Annotated in this window: 19 protein-coding genes; 9 read left to right on the plus strand and 10 right to left on the minus strand. The window is 46.6% G+C overall.

All coding sequences use genetic code 11. The features are described from left to right. Window positions 1-13 precede the first annotated feature (13 nt). Both BM265_RS01565 and BM265_RS01570 read right to left on the minus strand, forming a co-directional pair. Complete coding sequence (locus BM265_RS01565; RefSeq protein WP_081358333.1) at window positions 14-640, minus strand: suppressor of fused domain protein; 627 nt, start codon at window positions 638-640, stop codon at window positions 14-16. A gap of 28 nt (window positions 641-668) precedes the next feature. Then, a complete protein-coding gene (locus BM265_RS01570; RefSeq protein ID WP_074959730.1) occupies window positions 669-1067 on the minus strand; it encodes a hypothetical protein in 399 nt (132 codons plus the stop codon). A 595-nt stretch (window positions 1068-1662) separates the two neighbouring features. Between BM265_RS01570 and rny the strand changes: the two genes are divergently transcribed. After that, window positions 1663-3231 (plus strand): ribonuclease Y, encoded by a 1569-nt coding sequence (rny, locus tag BM265_RS01575; RefSeq protein WP_431767982.1) that lies wholly within the window; start codon window positions 1663-1665, stop codon window positions 3229-3231. A 77-nt stretch (window positions 3232-3308) separates the two neighbouring features. Further along, window positions 3309-4889 carry an O-antigen ligase family protein gene (locus tag BM265_RS01580; RefSeq protein WP_074959731.1) on the plus strand — a complete coding sequence of 527 codons (1581 nt, stop codon included), beginning with the start codon at window positions 3309-3311 and terminating at the stop codon, window positions 4887-4889. A 74-nt stretch (window positions 4890-4963) separates the two neighbouring features. On the opposite strand, the gene BM265_RS01585 is transcribed toward BM265_RS01580, so the two are convergent. The 8 genes from BM265_RS01585 to BM265_RS01620 form a co-directional block, all read right to left on the minus strand. After that, complete coding sequence (locus BM265_RS01585) at window positions 4964-5380, minus strand: hypothetical protein (RefSeq protein WP_074959732.1); 417 nt, start codon at window positions 5378-5380, stop codon at window positions 4964-4966. A gap of 98 nt (window positions 5381-5478) precedes the next feature. Further along, window positions 5479-6267 (minus strand): nucleoside phosphorylase, encoded by a 789-nt coding sequence (locus BM265_RS01590; RefSeq protein WP_074959733.1) that lies wholly within the window; start codon window positions 6265-6267, stop codon window positions 5479-5481. A gap of 127 nt (window positions 6268-6394) precedes the next feature. After that, entirely contained in the window at window positions 6395-6961 is a 567-nt protein-coding gene (locus BM265_RS01595) for a DUF3592 domain-containing protein (RefSeq protein WP_074959734.1), read from the minus strand. A gap of 49 nt (window positions 6962-7010) precedes the next feature. Then, window positions 7011-7850 (minus strand): DUF3592 domain-containing protein, encoded by an 840-nt coding sequence (locus BM265_RS01600; protein WP_074959735.1) that lies wholly within the window; start codon window positions 7848-7850, stop codon window positions 7011-7013. Between the two features lie 127 nt (window positions 7851-7977). After that, window positions 7978-8499 (minus strand): DUF3592 domain-containing protein, encoded by a 522-nt coding sequence (locus BM265_RS01605; protein ID WP_074959736.1) that lies wholly within the window; start codon window positions 8497-8499, stop codon window positions 7978-7980. A 19-nt stretch (window positions 8500-8518) separates the two neighbouring features. Continuing rightward, window positions 8519-9556 carry a leucine-rich repeat protein gene (locus BM265_RS01610; protein ID WP_074959737.1) on the minus strand — a complete coding sequence of 346 codons (1038 nt, stop codon included), beginning with the start codon at window positions 9554-9556 and terminating at the stop codon, window positions 8519-8521. A gap of 322 nt (window positions 9557-9878) precedes the next feature. Continuing rightward, complete coding sequence (gene nadC, locus BM265_RS01615; protein ID WP_074829930.1) at window positions 9879-10718, minus strand: carboxylating nicotinate-nucleotide diphosphorylase; 840 nt, start codon at window positions 10716-10718, stop codon at window positions 9879-9881. A 21-nt stretch (window positions 10719-10739) separates the two neighbouring features. Beyond that, window positions 10740-12242, minus strand: a complete 1503-nt coding sequence (locus BM265_RS01620; RefSeq protein ID WP_074959738.1) for an L-aspartate oxidase — start codon at window positions 12240-12242, stop codon at window positions 10740-10742. 392 nt (window positions 12243-12634) lie between these two features. Here BM265_RS01620 and BM265_RS20510 point away from each other — a divergent pair, with 392 nt between their 5' ends. From BM265_RS20510 to BM265_RS01650, 7 genes are all read left to right on the plus strand, one after another. After that, a complete protein-coding gene (locus BM265_RS20510) occupies window positions 12635-13165 on the plus strand; it encodes a GntR family transcriptional regulator (RefSeq protein WP_242940746.1) in 531 nt (176 codons plus the stop codon). A gap of 21 nt (window positions 13166-13186) precedes the next feature. Next, a complete protein-coding gene (locus BM265_RS20515; RefSeq protein ID WP_242940747.1) occupies window positions 13187-13765 on the plus strand; it encodes a substrate-binding domain-containing protein in 579 nt (192 codons plus the stop codon). 163 nt (window positions 13766-13928) lie between these two features. After that, window positions 13929-14627 (plus strand): helix-turn-helix domain-containing protein, encoded by a 699-nt coding sequence (locus BM265_RS01630; protein ID WP_074959739.1) that lies wholly within the window; start codon window positions 13929-13931, stop codon window positions 14625-14627. A gap of 171 nt (window positions 14628-14798) precedes the next feature. Further along, window positions 14799-15872: an ABC transporter substrate-binding protein gene (locus BM265_RS01635; protein WP_074959740.1), complete on the plus strand. Its 1074-nt coding sequence runs from the start codon at window positions 14799-14801 to the stop codon at window positions 15870-15872. Between the two features lie 169 nt (window positions 15873-16041). Then, window positions 16042-17565, plus strand: a complete 1524-nt coding sequence (locus BM265_RS01640; protein WP_074959741.1) for a sugar ABC transporter ATP-binding protein — start codon at window positions 16042-16044, stop codon at window positions 17563-17565. Continuing rightward, complete coding sequence (locus BM265_RS01645; protein WP_074959742.1) at window positions 17552-18646, plus strand: ABC transporter permease; 1095 nt, start codon at window positions 17552-17554, stop codon at window positions 18644-18646. Before BM265_RS01640 ends, BM265_RS01645 begins: the two co-directional genes overlap by 14 nt. Window positions 18647-18666: 20 nt before the next feature. Further along, entirely contained in the window at window positions 18667-19728 is a 1062-nt protein-coding gene (locus BM265_RS01650; protein WP_074959743.1) for an ABC transporter permease, read from the plus strand. Window positions 19729-19938: the final 210 nt, after the last annotated feature.

A 19938-nucleotide genomic window follows, 5' to 3' on the forward strand; every position in this document is an offset into this window, starting at 1 on the left:
TATTTTGCTTTGTTTATACTATTGATTTTCTGTAATAGTCGGTAACATCGCTGCCGAGCTTCTTGTATATCTCAGCCACGCTCTCATGAGAGCCTAGAGTTTTCAGCTCAGCATCGGTCATGCCGATCATTTCGATGAATTCCACTCTGCCGTTAGGTGTTTCAAGTGTGTTTACCGACGGGTCGTTGATGCAGATGAAGCCTGTCAGCGGGGACTTCTGCTCAAAGTCTATACCCGCGGTCTGACCCGTGTACAGGTACTCGTTGTTCTGGAATATCTCACCGTTCTTGCAGGTTATCCTTGCTATCTGCTGAAGAAGTCCTGCAACGCTTTTCAGTTCGTTGGCCTCGTTTTCGGGGGTATAGCAGTTCTTTTTCAGTTTGAATGTCAGCTCGAAGCCAAAACCGCTCCATTCCTTGTCCTGGCTTTCTTTTTCGTAAAGCTCGGTAAGACCGTAGCTGACAAAGTGCCAGAAATCACCGCCGTCATAGATGCTTATGCCGTTCAGCGGGTCGTTGCCGCCCAGTTCATATGGTACTACGGTACCATAGTGTATAGGCGCTGTCTGACCGGGATATATCCTTTCAAATTCTGCGGTAATAGCATCCCAGCCGCTGGTCTCGGGTTTTCCGACTTTCATGATATCCCTCCGTTCATATTGTTTCAGGTCAGTTTATGTTATCGCATACCACGCCGGATGATACGACCTGCTGTGCGCTGACTTTCGCTTTGCCGTCAGCCTTGTTGGCGGGAAGTACCATGAATATATAAGCGTAGACCCAGAAGCACAAAAGCAGTACGCTCATGATATTAGCCACTGCGCTCAATCCTCTGGTGAGCGATTTTTTAACTATGAATCTTGTTTTTTTGCCGTTTTTCTCCCTTGCCAGTGCATTGAAGAATCCCAGGAACCAGTATGCGCCTATCCATATCGGCACAAAAATCAAAAATCCCAGTGTGTAGGTTATCGAATGCCTGTATGCCAGGAATGATACCACTCCCGCACCGATACTGGCAGCGATGCATATAAAATAGCATATCATTGCGAATGTTTTTCTGTTCTTCATTTTTACGTTTCCTCCCATTGTTCTGTTACGTGTGCAAAAATAATGCGAAAATAAAAAGTCCCACAGGAGCATAAAACTCCCATGGGACGTAAATAACGTGGTTCCACCCAGGTTCGCACAGCACCGCTTTGCGGAAGTGTGCCTCATTTAGTCTTTAACGCAGAACTGCGGCGTGTATTGGACGCACTCTGGGGCGGTATCCGTGAAGCTTTGCGATGTCCCGCTTTCAGCTTGTGCAGGACTCTCTGTGATGCGCTTTATATGCCAAACGGCTTCCCCGTCATCGATTTATAATATTATAAAATTATCATATCACTCTTTAATGCGTTTGTCAAGGGGGATTTTAGGGCATATCCCCAAAAAATAAATTTTTAGCAGAATATCTAAAAAACACCTTGACATTTTCGGCGATTTGTTATACAATAATATTATGCATTAAAATTTTTATCGGTCCCGCGGAGGCGGTTTACCATAAAACTATTCATGCTAAATGTATCTTTACAATTTAATATCGGGCAGAGGCTTTTTTCGGGGATACAAGGGGTGTCCGTGAGGAAAAGGACTCTGTACTTTCAAGAAGGAGGAATGCTATACAATGATAGGTATCGGTTTAGCGATAGGACTTTGTGTAGCGGCTCTTGTTCTTGGCGCAGCTATCAGTGGCTACATTTGTTTTAAGAAGGGAATCGACTATCGCAAGGAAACTGCCGAAGCAGCTATAGGCTCTGCCGAAGCGGAAGCAGAAAAGATAGTAGAGGAAGCGAAGAAAAACGCAGAGACTCTTAAAAAGTCAGCATTGGTGGAAGCAAAGGACGAAATACATAAGTCCCGCCAGGAAACTGAAAAAGAGCTGAAAGAAAGAAGAAGTGAGGTATCCAGACAGGAAAGACGTATCCAGCAGAAGGAAGAGAGCATCGACAAGAAGCTGGACAATCTGGAAAAGAAGGAAGAAACGCTTCAGAAAAAGCTGAAGTCCGCCGACGAGAAGGTGGCTGAGGCTGAACGCATCAAACATTCACAGCTGGATATGCTGGAGAAGATATCCGGTCTGACAGTTGATCAGGCTAAGGAATATCTGCTGGCACAGCTTGAGGGCGATCTGGTACATGAGAAGGCTGTCAAGATAGCTAACTATGATGCACAGATCAAGGACGAGTGCGATGCCAAGGCAAGGCAGTATATCTCGCTTGCTATTGCGAGATGTGCAGCAGATCAGGTCTCTGAGACCGCTGTATCTGTTGTGGCACTGCCCAACGATGAGATGAAGGGTAGGATAATCGGACGCGAGGGAAGAAATATCCGTACCATTGAAACTCTCACAGGTGTTGACCTTATCATCGACGATACCCCCGAGGCTATCACCATTTCCTGTTTCGATCAGGTAAGGCGTGAGGTCGCAAGGATAGCGCTTGAAAAGCTTATCCAGGACGGCCGTATCCACCCCACCCGCATCGAAGAGATGGTAGAGAAAGCCAAGCGAGAAGTTGAACTCAAGATCAAGCAGGAGGGCGAAAGAGCTGTGCTGGAGACCAATGTTCACGGTCTTAATCACGAGCTTATCAAGCTGCTGGGTCGTCTGAGATTCAGGACCAGCTACCGTCAGAACGTGCTCAATCACTCGATAGAGGTGGCACATCTGGCAGGTATGATGGCATCTGAACTGGGTGTTGACGCAAATCTCGCAAGAAGAGCAGGACTGCTCCATGATATAGGTAAGGCACTGAGCTATGAGATCGAAGGTTCTCATGTTCAGATAGGCGTAGATGTATGTAAGAAGTACAAGGAAAATGCCGATGTTATCCACGCTATTGAAGCACACCACGGCGACGTTGAAACGAGAACAGTCGTTGCGGCACTGGTACAGGCGGCAGATGCTATCTCCGCGGCAAGACCCGGCGCGAGAAGCGAGAACTATGAAAACTATATCAAGAGATTACAGAAGCTTGAAGAGATCTGTACTTCCTATGACGGCGTAGAGAAATCTTTCGCAATACAGGCAGGCAGAGAGGTAAGGATCATGATCCAGCCCGACAAGATCAACGACGAAAAGATGGTCTTGGTGGCAAGAGAGATCGCGAAGAGGATAGAAACAGAGATGGACTATCCCGGACAGATCAAGGTGAACCTTATCAGAGAAAGCAGAGTAGTGGAGTATGCCAAGTAAGGCTTGACAATGGCGGACAGGCAATGACCTGTCCGCCTTTTTTATAAAAAATTTATAATTAAATACAGAGGCGCATCATGGCAAAGGATAAAAAAACAGATACGCTGAACAAGGGGCACAAGCACCTGTTTGGCTCTACGGAAAAATCAGATTTTATTCTGAATATGGACTTTAACGGTGCCCAGAAAATGTGCAGCCGTTTCTGTATGCTGGCAGTGCTGATAATATCGCTGGTGCTTATACCTGCGTATTACACTCAGCATATCGAGATGTATGTTGAGGATAATATACCTCACTATCTCGGCGATAATTTTATATTCTATTCGGCATCGATGGTCATGCTTATGGGCGGACTGGGCTATCTGGTGTTTGATGTGGCAAGGCAGAAGGGTCTTGTGGATATCAAAAACAACAAGACGCTGATACTGCCCATACTGTTGCTTGTATCGACTTTGGTATCGGCACTGGCGGCATCCAGCAAGCACGATTCTCTGCTGGGCTACATCGGCAGACATGACGGTTTTCTGATGACTCTTGGCTGGCTGGGACTTTTTGCCGCGGCGGCAGCACTCAGTGATGTCGATCGTAAAAAAACTCTCTCTGACCTCATCGTAGGCATGGGAACATTTCAGGCGATAGTAGGTATTATCGAATCTATCCCCGGTGCATCGTCTGTTACAAAGAATTATTTTGAAAATCTCTTCCTCTATCCCAGCACCACCGATGTTGCAGATGCTTCAAAGGGCGAGATATACATATCACAGGAGGAGAACTACACGTCTTTCGGAGTGTATATAAAGAGCAGGGTCGCAAGCGGATTCCTTACTTCTCCCCATGCGCTGGCAGCTTTTCTGTCTGTGGCATTTGCGCTGGCTATCGGCGGCGCGGCTTTTGATGATAACAAAAAGCGCAGGATACTTTACTGCATAGCTGCCCCGATAATGGCTGCTGCTGCCTGCTTGACAGATGTTTATGCAGGCGTTCTGGGAATAGGCACAGCTTCGCTTATCGTGCTGATAGTGGCCGTTATCAAGACGGCAAAGGGCGGCAAGGGCGCACTTGCGGTGTTCATTCCTCTGGCTGTATCGGGTATCGCGGCAGGCGCACTCTTCGGCACAGGCACAGCCAAGTTCAATGATGAGAATGTCATCTTCACCGACAGCTATGTTGTAAGGTCGATAGGACACTATGAAAGATATGACTACGTATACGGCATAACAGACAAAGAGTCCGATACCCGCGGCATCTACGATTATCTCTTAGGTGATGCGGTAAATGTGATCTCGGATAAACCTGCGCTGGGCGTTGGTCCCGATAACGGTCTTTACTATCTTTCTAATTATAACCTCACCATGGACCGCAGTTATAATGAGTATATGGATACCGCTATGCAGAAGGGTGTTATCACACTGATACTGTATGCTGTCTTCCTTATAGCTACGCTGATAAAGGGCATAAAGCTTGCAGCTGGCTTCATCAAGGGCAAGTCCGATTGGATATCTGCGGCAGCATTTGCGGCGGTACTGGCGTATATGGTTCAGGCTTGGTTCAACACCACCTGGTTCAGTGCGACTTACATAATGTTCATCGCGGCAGGTCTTTGCTGGGATATTTCTGTTAGAGGAAAATCAGATAAGGCTAAGACGAACAGCAAATGATAAAAAGGCGTTGAGACTTATCTTGAAACGCAAATAGAATCAAAGCCCCGAGGTTTTGCACCTCGGGGCTTGACTTATATCATATCCCTGATAAGATCAAAATACTTTTCATCTTCGCTTTCAAAGATCTCTTCTCCTGCAAGCATATAGGCACGCATAAGATATTTCTTGGCATCTGCTTTTCCCAATTCTTGTGAACACTGCCCCAGACGAAGCATAAGAAAGGGGTTTGTGTAACCCTCGCCTGAAAGATTTGATTTTGCGTCCCAAAGATACGGATATGCATCCTCATATTTCCCCTGCATGAAAAAGGCATCTGCGATAGATGTCTGGAACCACACTGCTTCACTTTGTGCGTTTATCGGCTTACTTAATGAAGCCAACCCCTCCAGCCATATTTTTATAGCCTGATCGTATTCTTCTTTATCAAATAGTATGTTGCCTTCTTCGGCATAATCATCTGTGCTTTTCTTTTCAATACAATTATCCACGGTATGCGCCTCCTTTTGGGATACAGATATCAAACAAAACACCATAGTATGTCCGACATGGTCATCGGAAATACTATGGCGTAAAAGCTTCTGTATCGTTATGCTTTATCCTGGCGAATAAGCTTTCTTATAGCTTCCACCGCGCATTTTATTCCGCGTGAACTGTCGTCAGTCAGGGTATCGGGCAAGCCCTGTTTGGAGCGTTCCATGTTCCAAAGGGCTGTAAGTACACAGCCGCAGCGTACACCGAGGACCATGCCCACCGAGTATATCGCAGCGCACTCCATCTCAGAGGAGAGACAGCCGCATTTTACAAAGCTCTTCCATCTTGGCAGAAGATAATCCGCCACGCCTGAGCGCTCAGGCTCTACCTGACCGTAAAAGCTGTCCTTGGAGTGTACCACGCCCACATGATAGCGGTTTCCGTTCTCATCTGTGGAAAGCTCCTCGGCGCTGTCAGCCAGTGCCCTAAGTACGGAATAATCCGCCGCCGCAGGATAACCTATTGGAAGATACTCGTATGAAGTACCCTCGGCACGTATGGCGCTGTTTGCGATAATGAGATCGCCGCCCCATATCTTAAGGTCTATGCCGCCGCAGGTGCCAATGCGTACAAAGGTATCCGCACCGCATTTTGCAAGCTCTTCCACCGCTATCGCCGCAGATGGTCCGCCTATGCCTGTTGAGCATACCGTTACCTTTTCACCGTCGAGTGTGCCTGTGTACACATTGAATTCGCGGTTGTTTGCCACCTGTACAGCGTTATCCAGAAGTGCCGCTATTTTCGGCACACGCCCGGGATCGCCGGGAAGAATAACATATCTGCCCACTTCCTCGGGAAGTGTCTGTATGTGGAACTGCCGCTGTCCGTCAAGAATAGATGCCATGATGATACCTCCTTGAACATCTGTTGTTTTATGTTTATAACGACATTCAGCACGGTACAGTTTTTCCGTACCGTGCGAAATGTTTTACAATAATATGGTGAAGGATTGGAAATGTCAATAGATCAGTTCAGCGATAAAAGTCATTATGATCGTCATACTGACCGTAATTATATTTTTGACCGTTTATGCTCGTTATTACAGCACATGCAGCCATTTCGGGGACACTTTTCATGCCTTTCCTTGATGCTGTATTCCTGATGCCTATAACGATAAATACCACGCCGAACAGAGTGAGTAATACCGAACATATCATGCTGCCTTTGCCGGAATCATCATATGTTGTATAATGTTCGTCAGAGGGGGCAGAGGGATTGTAGTATACCTTGATACTTGTTCCGATATCGACTTTCTCACCCGAACTCAGGGTAGACGAGCCGGAATAAGCCTTGCCGTTTACATCAAATGTGTAAGCAGTCAGATAAACATAGTATGTAGATCTGCTGTACTTGCCCGATTGGCTTGTTTTCATCTGCCTTGTTACTGTCTGCACAGTGCCGTTCGTGGACTGTGTGCAGCGCTTGTGCATCTTTTGGGCGTTGCTGCCGGTCACGAAAAATATCAGAGCCATTATTATCATTATTATACCCATGAATATCATTATGCCGGGCTCTGGCTTTGTACTTCTTCTTGACATATACGTTCCTCTGTGTCTTGTATGCCGATCATTCGGATACTCGGTATTATCAGTTCAGCTGATTGAAGTCATTGTAATTGTTGCTGCTGCCGCTGTATACGTTGTTATTGTTGTAGCTGTTGTTATAGTTATTATTGTAGTTGTTGTTATAATCATTGCTGTAGCCGTTATTATAGCTGTTATTGTTGTTATAACCGTTGTTGTAGTTGTTGAAGCCGTTGCTGTCGTAGGTATTATAGCTGTTGTTATTGTTATAGCCGTTGTTATAATTGTTGTAGCTGTTTGTATCGCTGAAACCGTTATTGTAGTTGTTATTGAAGCTGTTGGTGCTGTTGTAATTGTAGTTATTATAGTTGCTGTTATAATTGTTATTGCCGTTCATGCCCGAAAGTACAGCGCCTGCTGCCATTCCGCGTACACCGCCCATGCTTCTTCTTGATGCTTTGGTCTTTATTCCTGAAACGAATAATATCACACCGATCAGACCAACGAATACAGAAGCTACCATTCCGCCTGTGCCTGTATCATCATATCTGGTGTAATGATCGTTGTCGGGGTCGGAAGGATTGTAGTATACTGTAAGGTTTGCGCCTTCGCTGAGTCTTTCGCCTGACTGGAGAGTAGACGAACCGTGGATAGGCTTGCTGTTAACTTCAAACTCATAGCCTGTCAGATAAACATAGTAGGTGGTTCTTCTGTGCTTGCCTGATTTTCTTGTTCTGCGCTGCTGGGTCACTGATTGAACTATGCCGTTTGTGGACTGTGTGCAGCGCTTATGCATCTTTTTGGTGTTGTTGCCGGTCGTGAAAATGACCATTGACATTACGACCATTACTATCCCGATAAAGATCATAAATCCGGGACTTGCCTGTGTGTTTCTTCTTGCCATATTCTTTCTCCTCCGTATAGTCTACATATAATTTAAGCCCTTGGCTTTTCTTTATACATATATTATCACTTTTGAAATGATTTTTCTACCAACTCAGATTTGCAATTGCGCAACGAAAAGTTGCATTTTACTGCCACTGTCCGTAGCTGCTGAAATCGTCCTTTTCCGCCTGCTTTTTGCCCAGGTGAGACAGGAAAAATCCCACAAGGACTACTATCACACCGATGCCTACAAAACCGAATCCTATGCACTTGAACAGAATTGAAATAAAAGATATGGTCTTATCAGCAGGAACATAAGCTTTATGCGGAGAATCAGGGTCTATCATGATGTCAGCCTTGTCGCCTATATCATAGGGAGGATCATTTGAATATGCATTTGCCGAGAACTCGTATGGAGCGCCCTCATACTCATAGCTGTATATCGGTGAAGCCAGACCGTCTTCATTATATTTGTAGCTGATAACATAAGCCTCAACAGGTACGGTGCATTCTTCCTTTTTCTTCGCATCGATCTTGCTCAGTATAATGCCTACGGCACCGAGTATTCCGCCCACCAGTATGAATATCGCCATTACCAGGCATACCGCAAATGCAGGTGAAACGTTCCTGTTTGTGCCGTTTACACGAAATGATGTACTTACTCTCATTGTATATCCTCCGTCATTATCAAAGCTTCTTTTTGCCTTTGACCTGGGCGGCTATCTTGGTTACATCGGTGATATTTATCTTGCCGTCACCGTTTACGTCTGCCCTTGCCTGTGCGGCACTGTCCAGCAGCTTTTTGCCTTTTATATGAGCGGCGCACTTTGAAACGTCTGTGATATTCACCAGACCGTCGCCGTTCACATCACCTTTGAGACTTCCGCCGCTGCCGTAGGTGTAATTAAGTCCGTACTTCTTGACGTAAGTTTCGCCCGCAGTTCCTGCAATGACTTTGGCGGTAAATCCGCTGACTTTATTTGAGTTAAGATCAAAACCTATGGCATAATCGCCTACGACCTGTACTGCGGCGGGGATATTAAGGGTCTTAAGGCTTGAACATCCGCGGAATGCGCCGTCTGCTATCGAGCAAACACTTTCGGGGATAGTAACGTTTTTCAGTGATGAACAGTTATAGCACATCAGCTGAGGGATAGTGAAAAGCTTTGAGGGAAGTATCAGTGTCTCCAGTTTGGTACAGCCGCTGAACAGCTGATCGCCCAGCACACAGTCATTTCTCGGCATAGTCACGCTTTTCAGAGAAGATTCAGCAAAGCAGAGTCTTCCCAGATACATGGTATTTTCGGGGATATTTATTGAAGCGAGCTTTGTGCAGTCAAAGAAAGCCTTATCCTCCATGATCTCCACACCTTTGCCGACCTTTACGGTTGTGAGCTCATAGCAGTTGCTAAAAGCGCCTTTACGTATCACTTTGACGGTATCGGGGATAACGAGGGTTTTCATATTCTCGTTGAACAGAAAAGCATTTTCGCCGATCTCTGTAACTGTCAAGCCGAAAATCTGCGCAGGTATCTCAACGTTCTCCGATTTACCTACAAAACCTGTTACGGTGCAGGTCCCGTCGCCTTTTTTGCTTACCACGAAGCCGCCCTGTGAAGTATCAGCCGAAGCTATGATAGTGCTGTCTGATACTGTGCAGGGCAGATAAGCTGTTCCGCCGAAAACTACTGTCAGTGCGATCGCAAATGCTGCTATTCTTTTCATAAATGATCTCCTCTTCCTTTTTGGGCAAATAATGCCGTAGATTTTACTTTTACGGTCAGTCCCTTGCGGCGACATATATCCCGAAATACAGCAAACGACATAAATCAAATATTTATGTCGTTTGCTTTTAATGATCATATTGTAATACTATCACTTTTCAAGGTAAAAATCTACCAACCGAACTTTGCATTTGCGCAATCATGAGTTGCAATTGCAAGGTTATAGTAAACGACATATATTTCAGGACATTCAGCACTCACAGCCACAAAAAGCACAGCGTCTGCGAGCGCTGAATGTAGAAATAAATATGTCGTTTACTATATCATTTTACCATCTTCATGGAGATATCGAATGCCTTGACAGAATGTGTCAGTGCACCGAGCGAGATTATATCAACGCCTGTTTCAGCTATACCGCGGATAGTTTTTTCGGTAACATTGCCGGAAGCTTCAAGCAGAGCTCTGCCGTTTGTCAGCTTAACAGCTTCTGCCATTTCCTCGTTGGACATATTATCCAGCATGATTATCTCAACGCCAAGGTCGAGAGCTTCTTTCAGCATTTCCATGTCGGCTACTTCAACTTCTATCTTGACTGTATGACCGACTTTTTCACGCAGAGCGTTAACCGCACCTGTCATGCTGCCGTAAGCATCAAGATGAGTATCTTTCAGCATAGCGCAGTCGCTGAGATTGTAGCGGTGGTTCTTTCCTCCGCCCACGGTAACTGCATACTTCTGTATAGCCCTGAGTCCCGGGAGAGTTTTTCTTGTATCAGCCACGCTTGCCTTAGTGCCTGCGATAAGCTGAACGCACTTGTTTGTGGCGGTAGCTATACCCGACATATGCTGCACCAGATTCAGTGCAGTGCGCTCGCCTTTGAGGAGAGCCCTTGTGGGTCCTGTTATCTCAGCGATGATGTCGCCTTTTTGTACAACTTCGCCGTCATGTATAAAAATTCGGAAAGACACTCTGTCGTCCAGCAGTTTGAAAACTCTCAGAGCTACTTCAATGCCGCAGAGCACTCCTTCGTCCTTTGAAACGTACTTTGCAGTGCTGACAGCGTCATCGCTGACCAGCAGGTCGGTGGTCACGTCTATATAATTGATATCTTCCAGCAGAGCTGTTTTGATGATATCATCTATCTGGAATTGCATAAGTCTCATAAATTTACCTCCGTGGTATCATCAGAATCCGTGTTCGTAGTCAACGTAATCGAGGGGGACACTTTCAAAAGCTATCTCAACAGCCTCGGTAAGCACGATATATGCCACTGTTGCAAGGCTTTTGGCTTCGATATAATCGCGGTCGAGCTTGAAATTGCCTTTCACAAGCATCTCGCGGATATGCGCTACCCTTGTAAGGCTGTCCTGAAGACTGCCGATATCGGGCAGTACAAAATATGCCTTCTGCATGATAGATCTTATCTCGCGGCGGATTCCCGAGGGGATATGCTCCGCGTTCTCGTCTATCTTGTAATCGAAGCTTTCCAGCTCCTTGTTTTTGTCTATCTTCTCGGCGATATCGTGTGCCGCACGTCTTGAAAATACAAGAGCTTCCAGCAGGGAATTGCTTGCCAGTCTGTTGTTGCCGTGAACACCTGTGTGTGAACACTCGCCACAGGCATACAAACCGTCGATATTCGTCCTTGCATAGGTATCAACATTTATTCCGCCCATAAGGTAATGGTGGCAGGGGAATATCGGTACAGGTTCCTTTGTCATATCGTAGCCTGCTTCAAGCAGGTTCTTGTATATCATGGGGAAACGGTTCTTGACGAACTCGGGATCCTTGTGGGAAATATCGATGTAGAATTCGTCAGAGCCTGTTCTTCTTGCTTCAAATATTATGGAATGTGATACCACATCACGGGGAGCAAGTTCAAGTCTGCGGTCGTAGTTCTGCATGAATCTTTCCTTGTTGCAGTTCAGCAGATAAGCGCCCTCGCCGCGTACAGCCTCGGATATCAGGAAGCACTCCCTTGTCTTGCGGTTGTTGAATGCGGTGGGATGGAACTGTATATAGCTCAGATGCTGTATCTTAGCGCCCATCTCATAAGCCTTGGCGATACCATCACCTGTAGCTATGGCTGAATTTGTGGTGAACTCGTAAACTCTGCCAATGCCGCCTGTTGCGAATATCGCCTTGTGAGAATTGCAGGTGATGTACTCGTCGTCCTTCAGCACAAGGAAAGAGAATCCGTCGCCGACTTTGTGGCAGTCGCACATCAGAGCGTTTTCCCATATCTCAACATTGGGAAGTGTCTGTACATAAGCCAGAAGCTTGGTTTCTATCTCATAGCCCGTAGCGTCCTTATGGTGGAAGATACGGTGCTTGCCGTGTCCGCCCTCAAGAGTGCGGTGATAGTCACCGTCAGGCTTTTTATCGAATTCAACGCCAAGCTGTATTATCCTGTCGATATCCTGAGCAGCCTCGGTAACAAGCACCTCGGTAGAATCGGGATCGTTCTCAAAACCGCCTGCTATAAAGGTATCCTCTTTGTGATATTCGGGAGAATCCTCGGGGCTTTTGTAAACGCCTGCGATACCGCCCTGAGCCAGCGCGGAATTGCACAGCGTGAGCTCGCGCTTTGCCAGCACGAGAACTTTCAGATCGGCAGGGAGATTTACTGCCCCGTACAGACCTGCGGCGCCGCAGCCTGCGATGATAACATCATAATTTTTGCTCATAAAATTTTACCCTCTTTGCTATGCAGTGATCTACATCAATGCAACAGTATATGGTCAACTGTATACTTATTCCATTATAACACAACTGTGTCGGAATTTCAATAGTTAATGTAAAAAAATGAGCATTCCGCCGCAATATGTTTTTATCAGGTAAATACAAAATCTGGAAATTGAAAAATTTGTACGCTTTGATAGATGCGAAGATGTTTGGTCAAAACCGCCAAATTAGTTTATAATGAATCTGTTAACTATACAAAATTGGGAAAAATACGCTAAAGTTGTATTTACAAGTGTTCTTATATGTGCTATAATTTGTTCAAATTAGTAAAGTCATATATTGAAATTTGGAAAATACATGGTATACAACCGATAATAAGATCGAGGGGGAAGTTATGGACAACTATAAATATCTGATGATCGTGGACTGGGTAAAGGAGCATATAGCGTCAAAGGGTCTGAAGCCCAATGACCGTTTTCTTACCGAAAAACAGCTGTGTGAGATCCACGGTGTCAGCAGGCAGACAGTCAGACAGGCGCTGATGCTGCTTGAGAGTGAGAATGTTATAGTCCGTGTGCGCGGCAGCGGTACATTTGTGGGGAACAGGTCATCTGTATCCTCGCCTGTATCTGTAAGGGGCAGCATAGGAGTGATATCCACTTATTTCAGCGATTATATATTCCCGCACATAGTTACGGGAGTTGAGAGCGTGCTTGGCAGTGCGGGCTGCACTATGCAGTTGGCGATAACTCACAACCAGGTGTATGAGGAAACTCAGGCGCTTGAAAGTATGCTGGCAAACGGAGTTCAGGGGCTGATAGTAGAGCCTTCAAAGAGTGCTCTGCCGAACCCGAACATGGACCTTTATGCGAAGCTAAGGCGCGAGAAGATACCGCTGGTATTCTTCAATGCGAAGTATCCCTGAGCAGATCAGCCCTGTGTTGCTATGGACGACGAGGCAGCAGGCAGAACTGTCACTGACTATCTGTTCGACTGCGGACACACAAAAATAGCGGGAGTATTCGCATTGGACGACCTGCAGGGTCATAAGCGTTACAGTGGATTCATGCAGAGCTGTCTGGCACACGGTATTCGCGAATCGGAGAGGAATGTAATATGGTTCGCAACGTCGGAAAGAAACGATATATTCAGCTATACCCAGGATAAGCTGCTGGGTCTGCTGAAAGACAAGAGCGCAGTTGTCTGCTACAATGACAAGATAGCTGTGAAGCTGCTTAAACTTTGCAGAGATAACGGCATAAGGGTGCCCGAGGATATCTCTGTGGTGGGCATAGACGATTCCAGGTATGCTTCCATCTGTGAGGTGCCGCTGACTACGGTGCATCATCCGCAGAAAAAGCTGGGCGAAGCCGCTGCGAAGCTTCTTCTTGATATGATAGAAGGGCGCGAGAACTCGCCGAAGGATATGCTGTTCACTCCCGAACTTGTGGTTAGGGAGTCTGTGACAGACCTTAGAATGGGTAATACATTACAATCGGTTCAGAGGAAAAAGGGTGTGAAATAGAGAGAGTTTATCCGTTTGCGCACATAGCGGCGAGCAACGTTATGTGCGGATGGTGATATGTACACAGCAGCGCACCTTATGACCTTGGTCATGGGTGCGTTTTTAATAAATGAAAATGGAAGAGCATAGTTGTACATACAAGATAATGTGGTGGTGACTATTTATGAGAGAGAAAAGCTGTTCGGAAGAATGTTGCAATGTAAGAAAACTTGATACCAAAAGGATAGGTGAGCTGCTCAGGAGCGGCAGTACCGCAAGCTGCGGAAAGGTGCTGGACGAGGTACTGGATGAGGTCGGATTTGACGGTCTGCATTCATTGGTGCTGAGACTTTATGTCTGTACCGATATGTATCTGGAAGCCAGAAGCTTTACGCGGCAGCTGGGAGTGACCGACGAGGAGTTTACGGCGTGCTTCGGCGGAGTTGACGAGATAGAAGAAAGACTTTCCACGGTGGAAAAAGCCCGGGAAAATATGCATGATATGCTGGAGCAGTGCATACGCTGGAGAGTTGAAAAATGTCATGAAAACGGCAATTCTGTTGTTAGAGACGCCCGCGAATACATCGATGAGCACTATATGAGCAGTGCACTTTCACTGACTGCGGTGGCAGAGGCTGTGGGTATAAGCCCTGCTTATCTCAGCGCATTGTTCAAGCGCGAGACAGGAAAGAACCTATCCGAGTACATAACAGGCATAAGGATAGAGCATTCAAAAGAGCTCCTTTGCTGTACTTCAAAGCTTATATATGAGATAGCATTCGAGGTGGGTTTTCAGGATTACAGGTATTTCAGCCAGATATTCAAAAAATGTACGGGACAGACTCCAAGACAGTTTCAGAATAGTGCAAACATATGTATGTAGAATTTTTTACGTGGCAGTAAAAATTTAAACAAATTGAGTAAATATTTTGGTATAAATGTATGCACAATTTGATTATAATGTAAGTACAAGTTAAGAACACGAAAGGTGTAAGGCGAAAGTACACCTTTGGAGGATAACACAATGATATGAATATCTGAGGAGGAAATCAGAATGAAAGTCAAGAAGATTTTGGCAATGGCAATAAGTATGGTGATGTGCGCTGCAATGTTCGCAGGCTGCGGAGATACAGAAAGCGGTTCTGATGACGGCGGAAAGTCTGCAAAGTCCGGCGCCAAAGACAACGGCGGCGCTGATAATGACGGCGGCGAAGATGAGGTCGGAGATACAGGAACAGCTGATGACGGCGATTATATCTACGTTGGTATAATCAATAATGACCCCAATGAGTCGGGCTACCGTACAGCTAACGACAAGGACCTCAAGGCTACATTCTGTGAGGAGAACGGATTCAAGGCTGATTTCTATTACAGCCTCAAGAACGATGAGCAGATAACAGCCGCTCAGAAATTCATTCAGGACGAAGTTGACTATCTGCTTCTGTCCGCAGCTGATACCGCAGGCTGGGATACAGTTCTGCAGGACGCTCAGGACGCAGGCGTAAGAGTAATACTCTTCGACAGAACCATCGATGCTGATGAGAGCCTGTATGAAGCTTCCATCGTTTCCGATATGGCTAAGGAAGGTCAGACCGCAGTTGACTGGCTGAAGGGTCAGGGACTTTCCGATTATAAGATAATACACCTTCAGGGCGTTATGGGTTCTGCTGCACAGAAAGGCAGATCTCAGGCACTGACAGATACAGCAGCTTCCGACGGCTGGGAGATAGTTGAAGAACAGACCGCTGAGTGGAACGCTGAAAAGGCACAGCAGATAGTTCAGTCCGTTATCGACTCGGGCAAGGATTTCAACGTAATCTATGCTGAGAACGATGATATGGCTAAGGGCGCTGTTGCAGCACTGGATAAGGCTAATATATCCCACGGCGTAGGCAAGGACGTTATCGTTATGGGCTTCGACTGCAACCAGTGGGCACTTAAAGAACTGCTGGACGGCAACTGGAACTATGACGGACAGTGCAATCCTTTCCAGTCCTCTTACATAAAGGATATAATCGACAAACTTGAAAATGACGAAACTCTCTCTGAAAAGACTATAATCATGGATGAGAAGGGCTTCGATGCAACTACCATCACGCAGGAAGATGTAGATAACTACGGTATCTGATAACAGGTCACACTGTTTTCCCGGTTTCTGCCGGCAATGTTCGGCAGACGTCGGGACTATAATCAAAGGCTATGATAAATTTCAGATAAAGAAGTAAGTGCGGTGCGGCATAGGCGAGGTCAATTATGTCCCCGCACTTATTTTGAGATCACGAGCGGGAGGACTGCAAATGCAAAAGGATTCACTGCTTGAAATGCGGGGTATCTACAAGACTTTCCCCGGAGTAAAGGCTCTGCAGAATGTTGACTTTACTCTTAAAGAGGGCGAGATCCACGCACTTATGGGTGAGAACGGCGCGGGTAAATCCACGCTGATAAAAGTGCTGACAGGCGTACACGTAAAAGACGGCGGAGAGATATTCGTCAGGGGACGTGAGAACGCTGTGCATATAAATTCGCCGAAACAGGCTCAGGCGCTGGGTATAAGCACTGTTTATCAGGAGATATCCCTTTGTCCTAATCTGTCTGTTGCCGAGAACATCTTCCTTGCAAGAGGCAAGGGCATAGGTGTGAACTGGCGCAATATGAATAAAAAAGCCGATGAGCTTCTAAAAGAGCTGGGCATAAATGTAAGAGGTTCCCAGCAGCTTGCCAGCTGTTCTATAGCAGTTCAGCAGATGGTGGCTATCGCCAGGGCGGTGGACATGGAATGTCAGGTGCTGATACTCGATGAGCCTACATCGTCGCTGGACGAATCCGAGGTAGCAAAGCTGTTTGTGCTGATGCGCAAGCTCAAGGAAAGAGGCGTAGGCATAATCTTTGTTACACACTTCCTGGATCAGGTTTATGAAGTATGTGACAAGATAACCGTACTGCGTGACGGCAAGCTGGTAGGCGAGTACGAGATCGAAAAACTGCCGAGACTTCAGCTGGTATCAAAGATGCTTGGCAAAGAGCTTGACGATATGGCTGATATCAAAAACGACAGCCCCACATTCAAGAAGACCGACGACAAGCCCGTATACGAGGGTGAAGGTCTGTGTTCTTCCGAGGGCATAAGCCCCTTCGATTTCAAGATACACAAGGGCGAGATCAACGGCTTCACAGGTCTGTTGGGCTCGGGCAGAAGCGAATGTGTACGTACTATATTCGGCGCTGACAAGGTAACAGGCGGTTCGGTAAAGATCGACGGCGAACCTGTAAAGATAACCAAGCCGAGACAGGCTATGAAATATGGCATAGCATACCTCCCCGAAGACAGAAAGCGTGACGGCATCGTGGGCGACCTTTCCGTAAAGGATAATATCATACTCGCCCTGCAGATAAAGACAGGCTTTTTCAGACCGATATCCAAGGCAAAGGCACTGGAGTATGCCAACAAATATATCGACCTGCTGGATATAAAGACAGCCTCGGTAAATACACCGATAAAGTCCCTGTCAGGCGGTAATCAGCAGAAGGTCATACTTGCCAGATGGCTGCTGACAGAGCCAAAGTATCTTATACTCGATGAACCTACAAGAGGTATAGATGTCGGAACAAAAGTAGATATACAGAAGCTGATGCTGAAACTGGCTTCCGAGGGAATGAGCGTAACATTTATATCTTCCGAAACGGACGAGATGCTGCGTACCTGTTCGAGACTGCTGGTAATGAGAGACAGGAAGCTCGTTGGCGAACTTACAGGCGATCAGCTCAACCAGAATACCATCATGGCGACTATTGCGGGAGGTGATACAAATGGCGAACAATAATGCACAGCCCAAAAAGGCAGGTATTGCAGGTCTATTCAGGCATCAGATAATGATACCCATAGCTGCGCTGATGCTGCTGGTGCTGTTTAATCTCATCGCAGATCCGTCATTTTTCAAGATCACACTGGGTAACAACAGCGACGGCAACCCCGTGCTGAACGGCTACCTTATAACTATAATCGACAGCGGCTCCGAGCTTGCCATACTTGCACTGGGCATGACCCTTGTAACGGCGGCATCGGGCGGACAGGATATCAGCGTGGGTGCGGGCATCGCCATAGCGGGCTCGGTACTGCTGAGAGTACTCTGCGGAACTGAGACCAGTCCCGAAACTCTCCATGCTCCCGTTATCGTGGCATTTCTGGTAAGCTGCCTTGTGGCAATGCTATTCGGTGCTTTCAACGGTTCGCTTGTGGCATTTTTCAAGATACAGCCAATGATAGCGACCCTGATACTGTTTACCGCAGGACGCTCCATTGCGGCATGGATAAACAACAACCAGCTGCCTAACGTGAATGAGCCTTCATTCAGCTACTATGGCACATATATCCCGGGCATACCGATACCCACACCTTTCTTTATAGCACTGGCGTGCTTCCTGGTGACATGGCTGCTGCTGAGATTCACCACACTGGGACTTTACGTGCAGTCGGTGGGTATAAACGAGAAAACTTCCAGACTTAACGGTCTTAATCCCGAACTCATAAAGCTGCTGACTTATATCCTGCTGGGACTTTGCGTTGCTATCGCGGCGCTTATCAAGGTCAGCCGTCTTCAGACGATAAACTACTCGGTAATCGCTAAGGATATCGAAATGGACGCTATACTCGCAGTTGCACTTGGCGGAAACGCACTGGGCGGCGGTAAGTTCAGCATGAGCAGCTCCATTCTCGGCGCATATGTTATACAGTTTCTTACTACTACTCTTTATAAATTCCAGGTCAAGGCAGATGCACTTCCTGCATACAAGGCTGTAGTAGTTATAATCCTTGTAGTGATGAGCGCTCCCGCTGTACGTGAGAAGCTCTCGATGCTTATAAAAAAGCTGCGCTCTGAAAAGCCCGCGGCTCAGAATTCCTGACGGACAGGAGGTAGAGTTTTATGTCAATAGTAAAAAGACGGAGCGGCGAACTCAAAGCTCCCACAAAAATGACAGATACTAACCTGCTGACCATGATAACCATATGCGTATTTGTGGCGATGTACATATTTGCGGTGCTCTTCCTGAAAAAGGGATTTCTGAAACCGCAGACATTCTTTAATATACTCAACGCTAACGCGGCACTGATAATACTCGCCTGCGGAATGAGCCTTGTTATGATAACGGGCGGTATAGATATCTCTGTGGGCGGCGTGACGGCTCTGGTATCCATGAGCTGTGCAGTCTATCTGGACCATAAGGGCGGAAGCCTGCCGATGGCTATACTGATGGCTGTGGGCATAGGTCTGGCATTCGGTATAGTGCAGGGCTACCTTGTGGCATATCTGGAGATACAGCCGTTTATAGTCACGCTGGCGGGAATGTTCTTCGCGCGAGGTGCGACGACCATCGTTTACAATAAGCCTTTCAATGTGGCTAATGAAGATTTTGTAAAGCTCAAAGCCACAAGAATACTTATACCATATATGGGCACATACAACAAAAGGGGCAAGTATATCCCCGCTTACATCGAGATAGGTGTTATAGTGGCGATAGCTCTGGCGATACTGCTGTTTGTACTGCTGAAATGGGCAAAACCCGGAAGAAACTTTTACGCCGTTGGCGGCAACAGGCAGAGCGCGCTGATGCTGGGCGTAAACGTAAAAAGGACAATATTCTTCTCTCATTTAATTTGCGGACTGATGGCGGGCATAGGCGGCTTCGTGTATTTTATGCACGTTGGTTCCGGCTCGCCGCAGCACGCAAGCGGTGCCGAGATGAATGCCATAGCATCATCCATAATAGGCGGCACCATGCTGACGGGAGGCGTCGGCAATATCATCGGTACAGTGTTCGGCGTGCTTTCACTGGCACTTATACAGAACATAGTATCATCTGCAGGACTTGATGACGCATGGTGGACAGGCATAACCGTAGCAGGTATGCTCTGCATCTTCCTTGTGGTACAGAGTATCATAATTGCACGTCGCAAGAAAGCTAACGCGGCAGCGGCTAAACAATAATACATATCCTTTCTTTTAACAACAGGCGTGTCCTTAAAACCGGAGACACACCTGTTGTTTTTGTTTGTAAACAATGATCTATCGCACGGACTGCGGGTTTTATTGAGGAGTCCTTTCATCCTCAATAAAACCCGCAGTCCCTAAGCTACCCCATAACACAGAGCAAAAAACAGCCCGCAGAAATTTCTGCGGGCTGCACGTATTAGCATA

The organism is Hominimerdicola alba (genome assembly GCF_900112155.1).
GTDB lineage: Bacteria > Bacillota > Clostridia > Oscillospirales > Ruminococcaceae > Hominimerdicola > Hominimerdicola alba_D.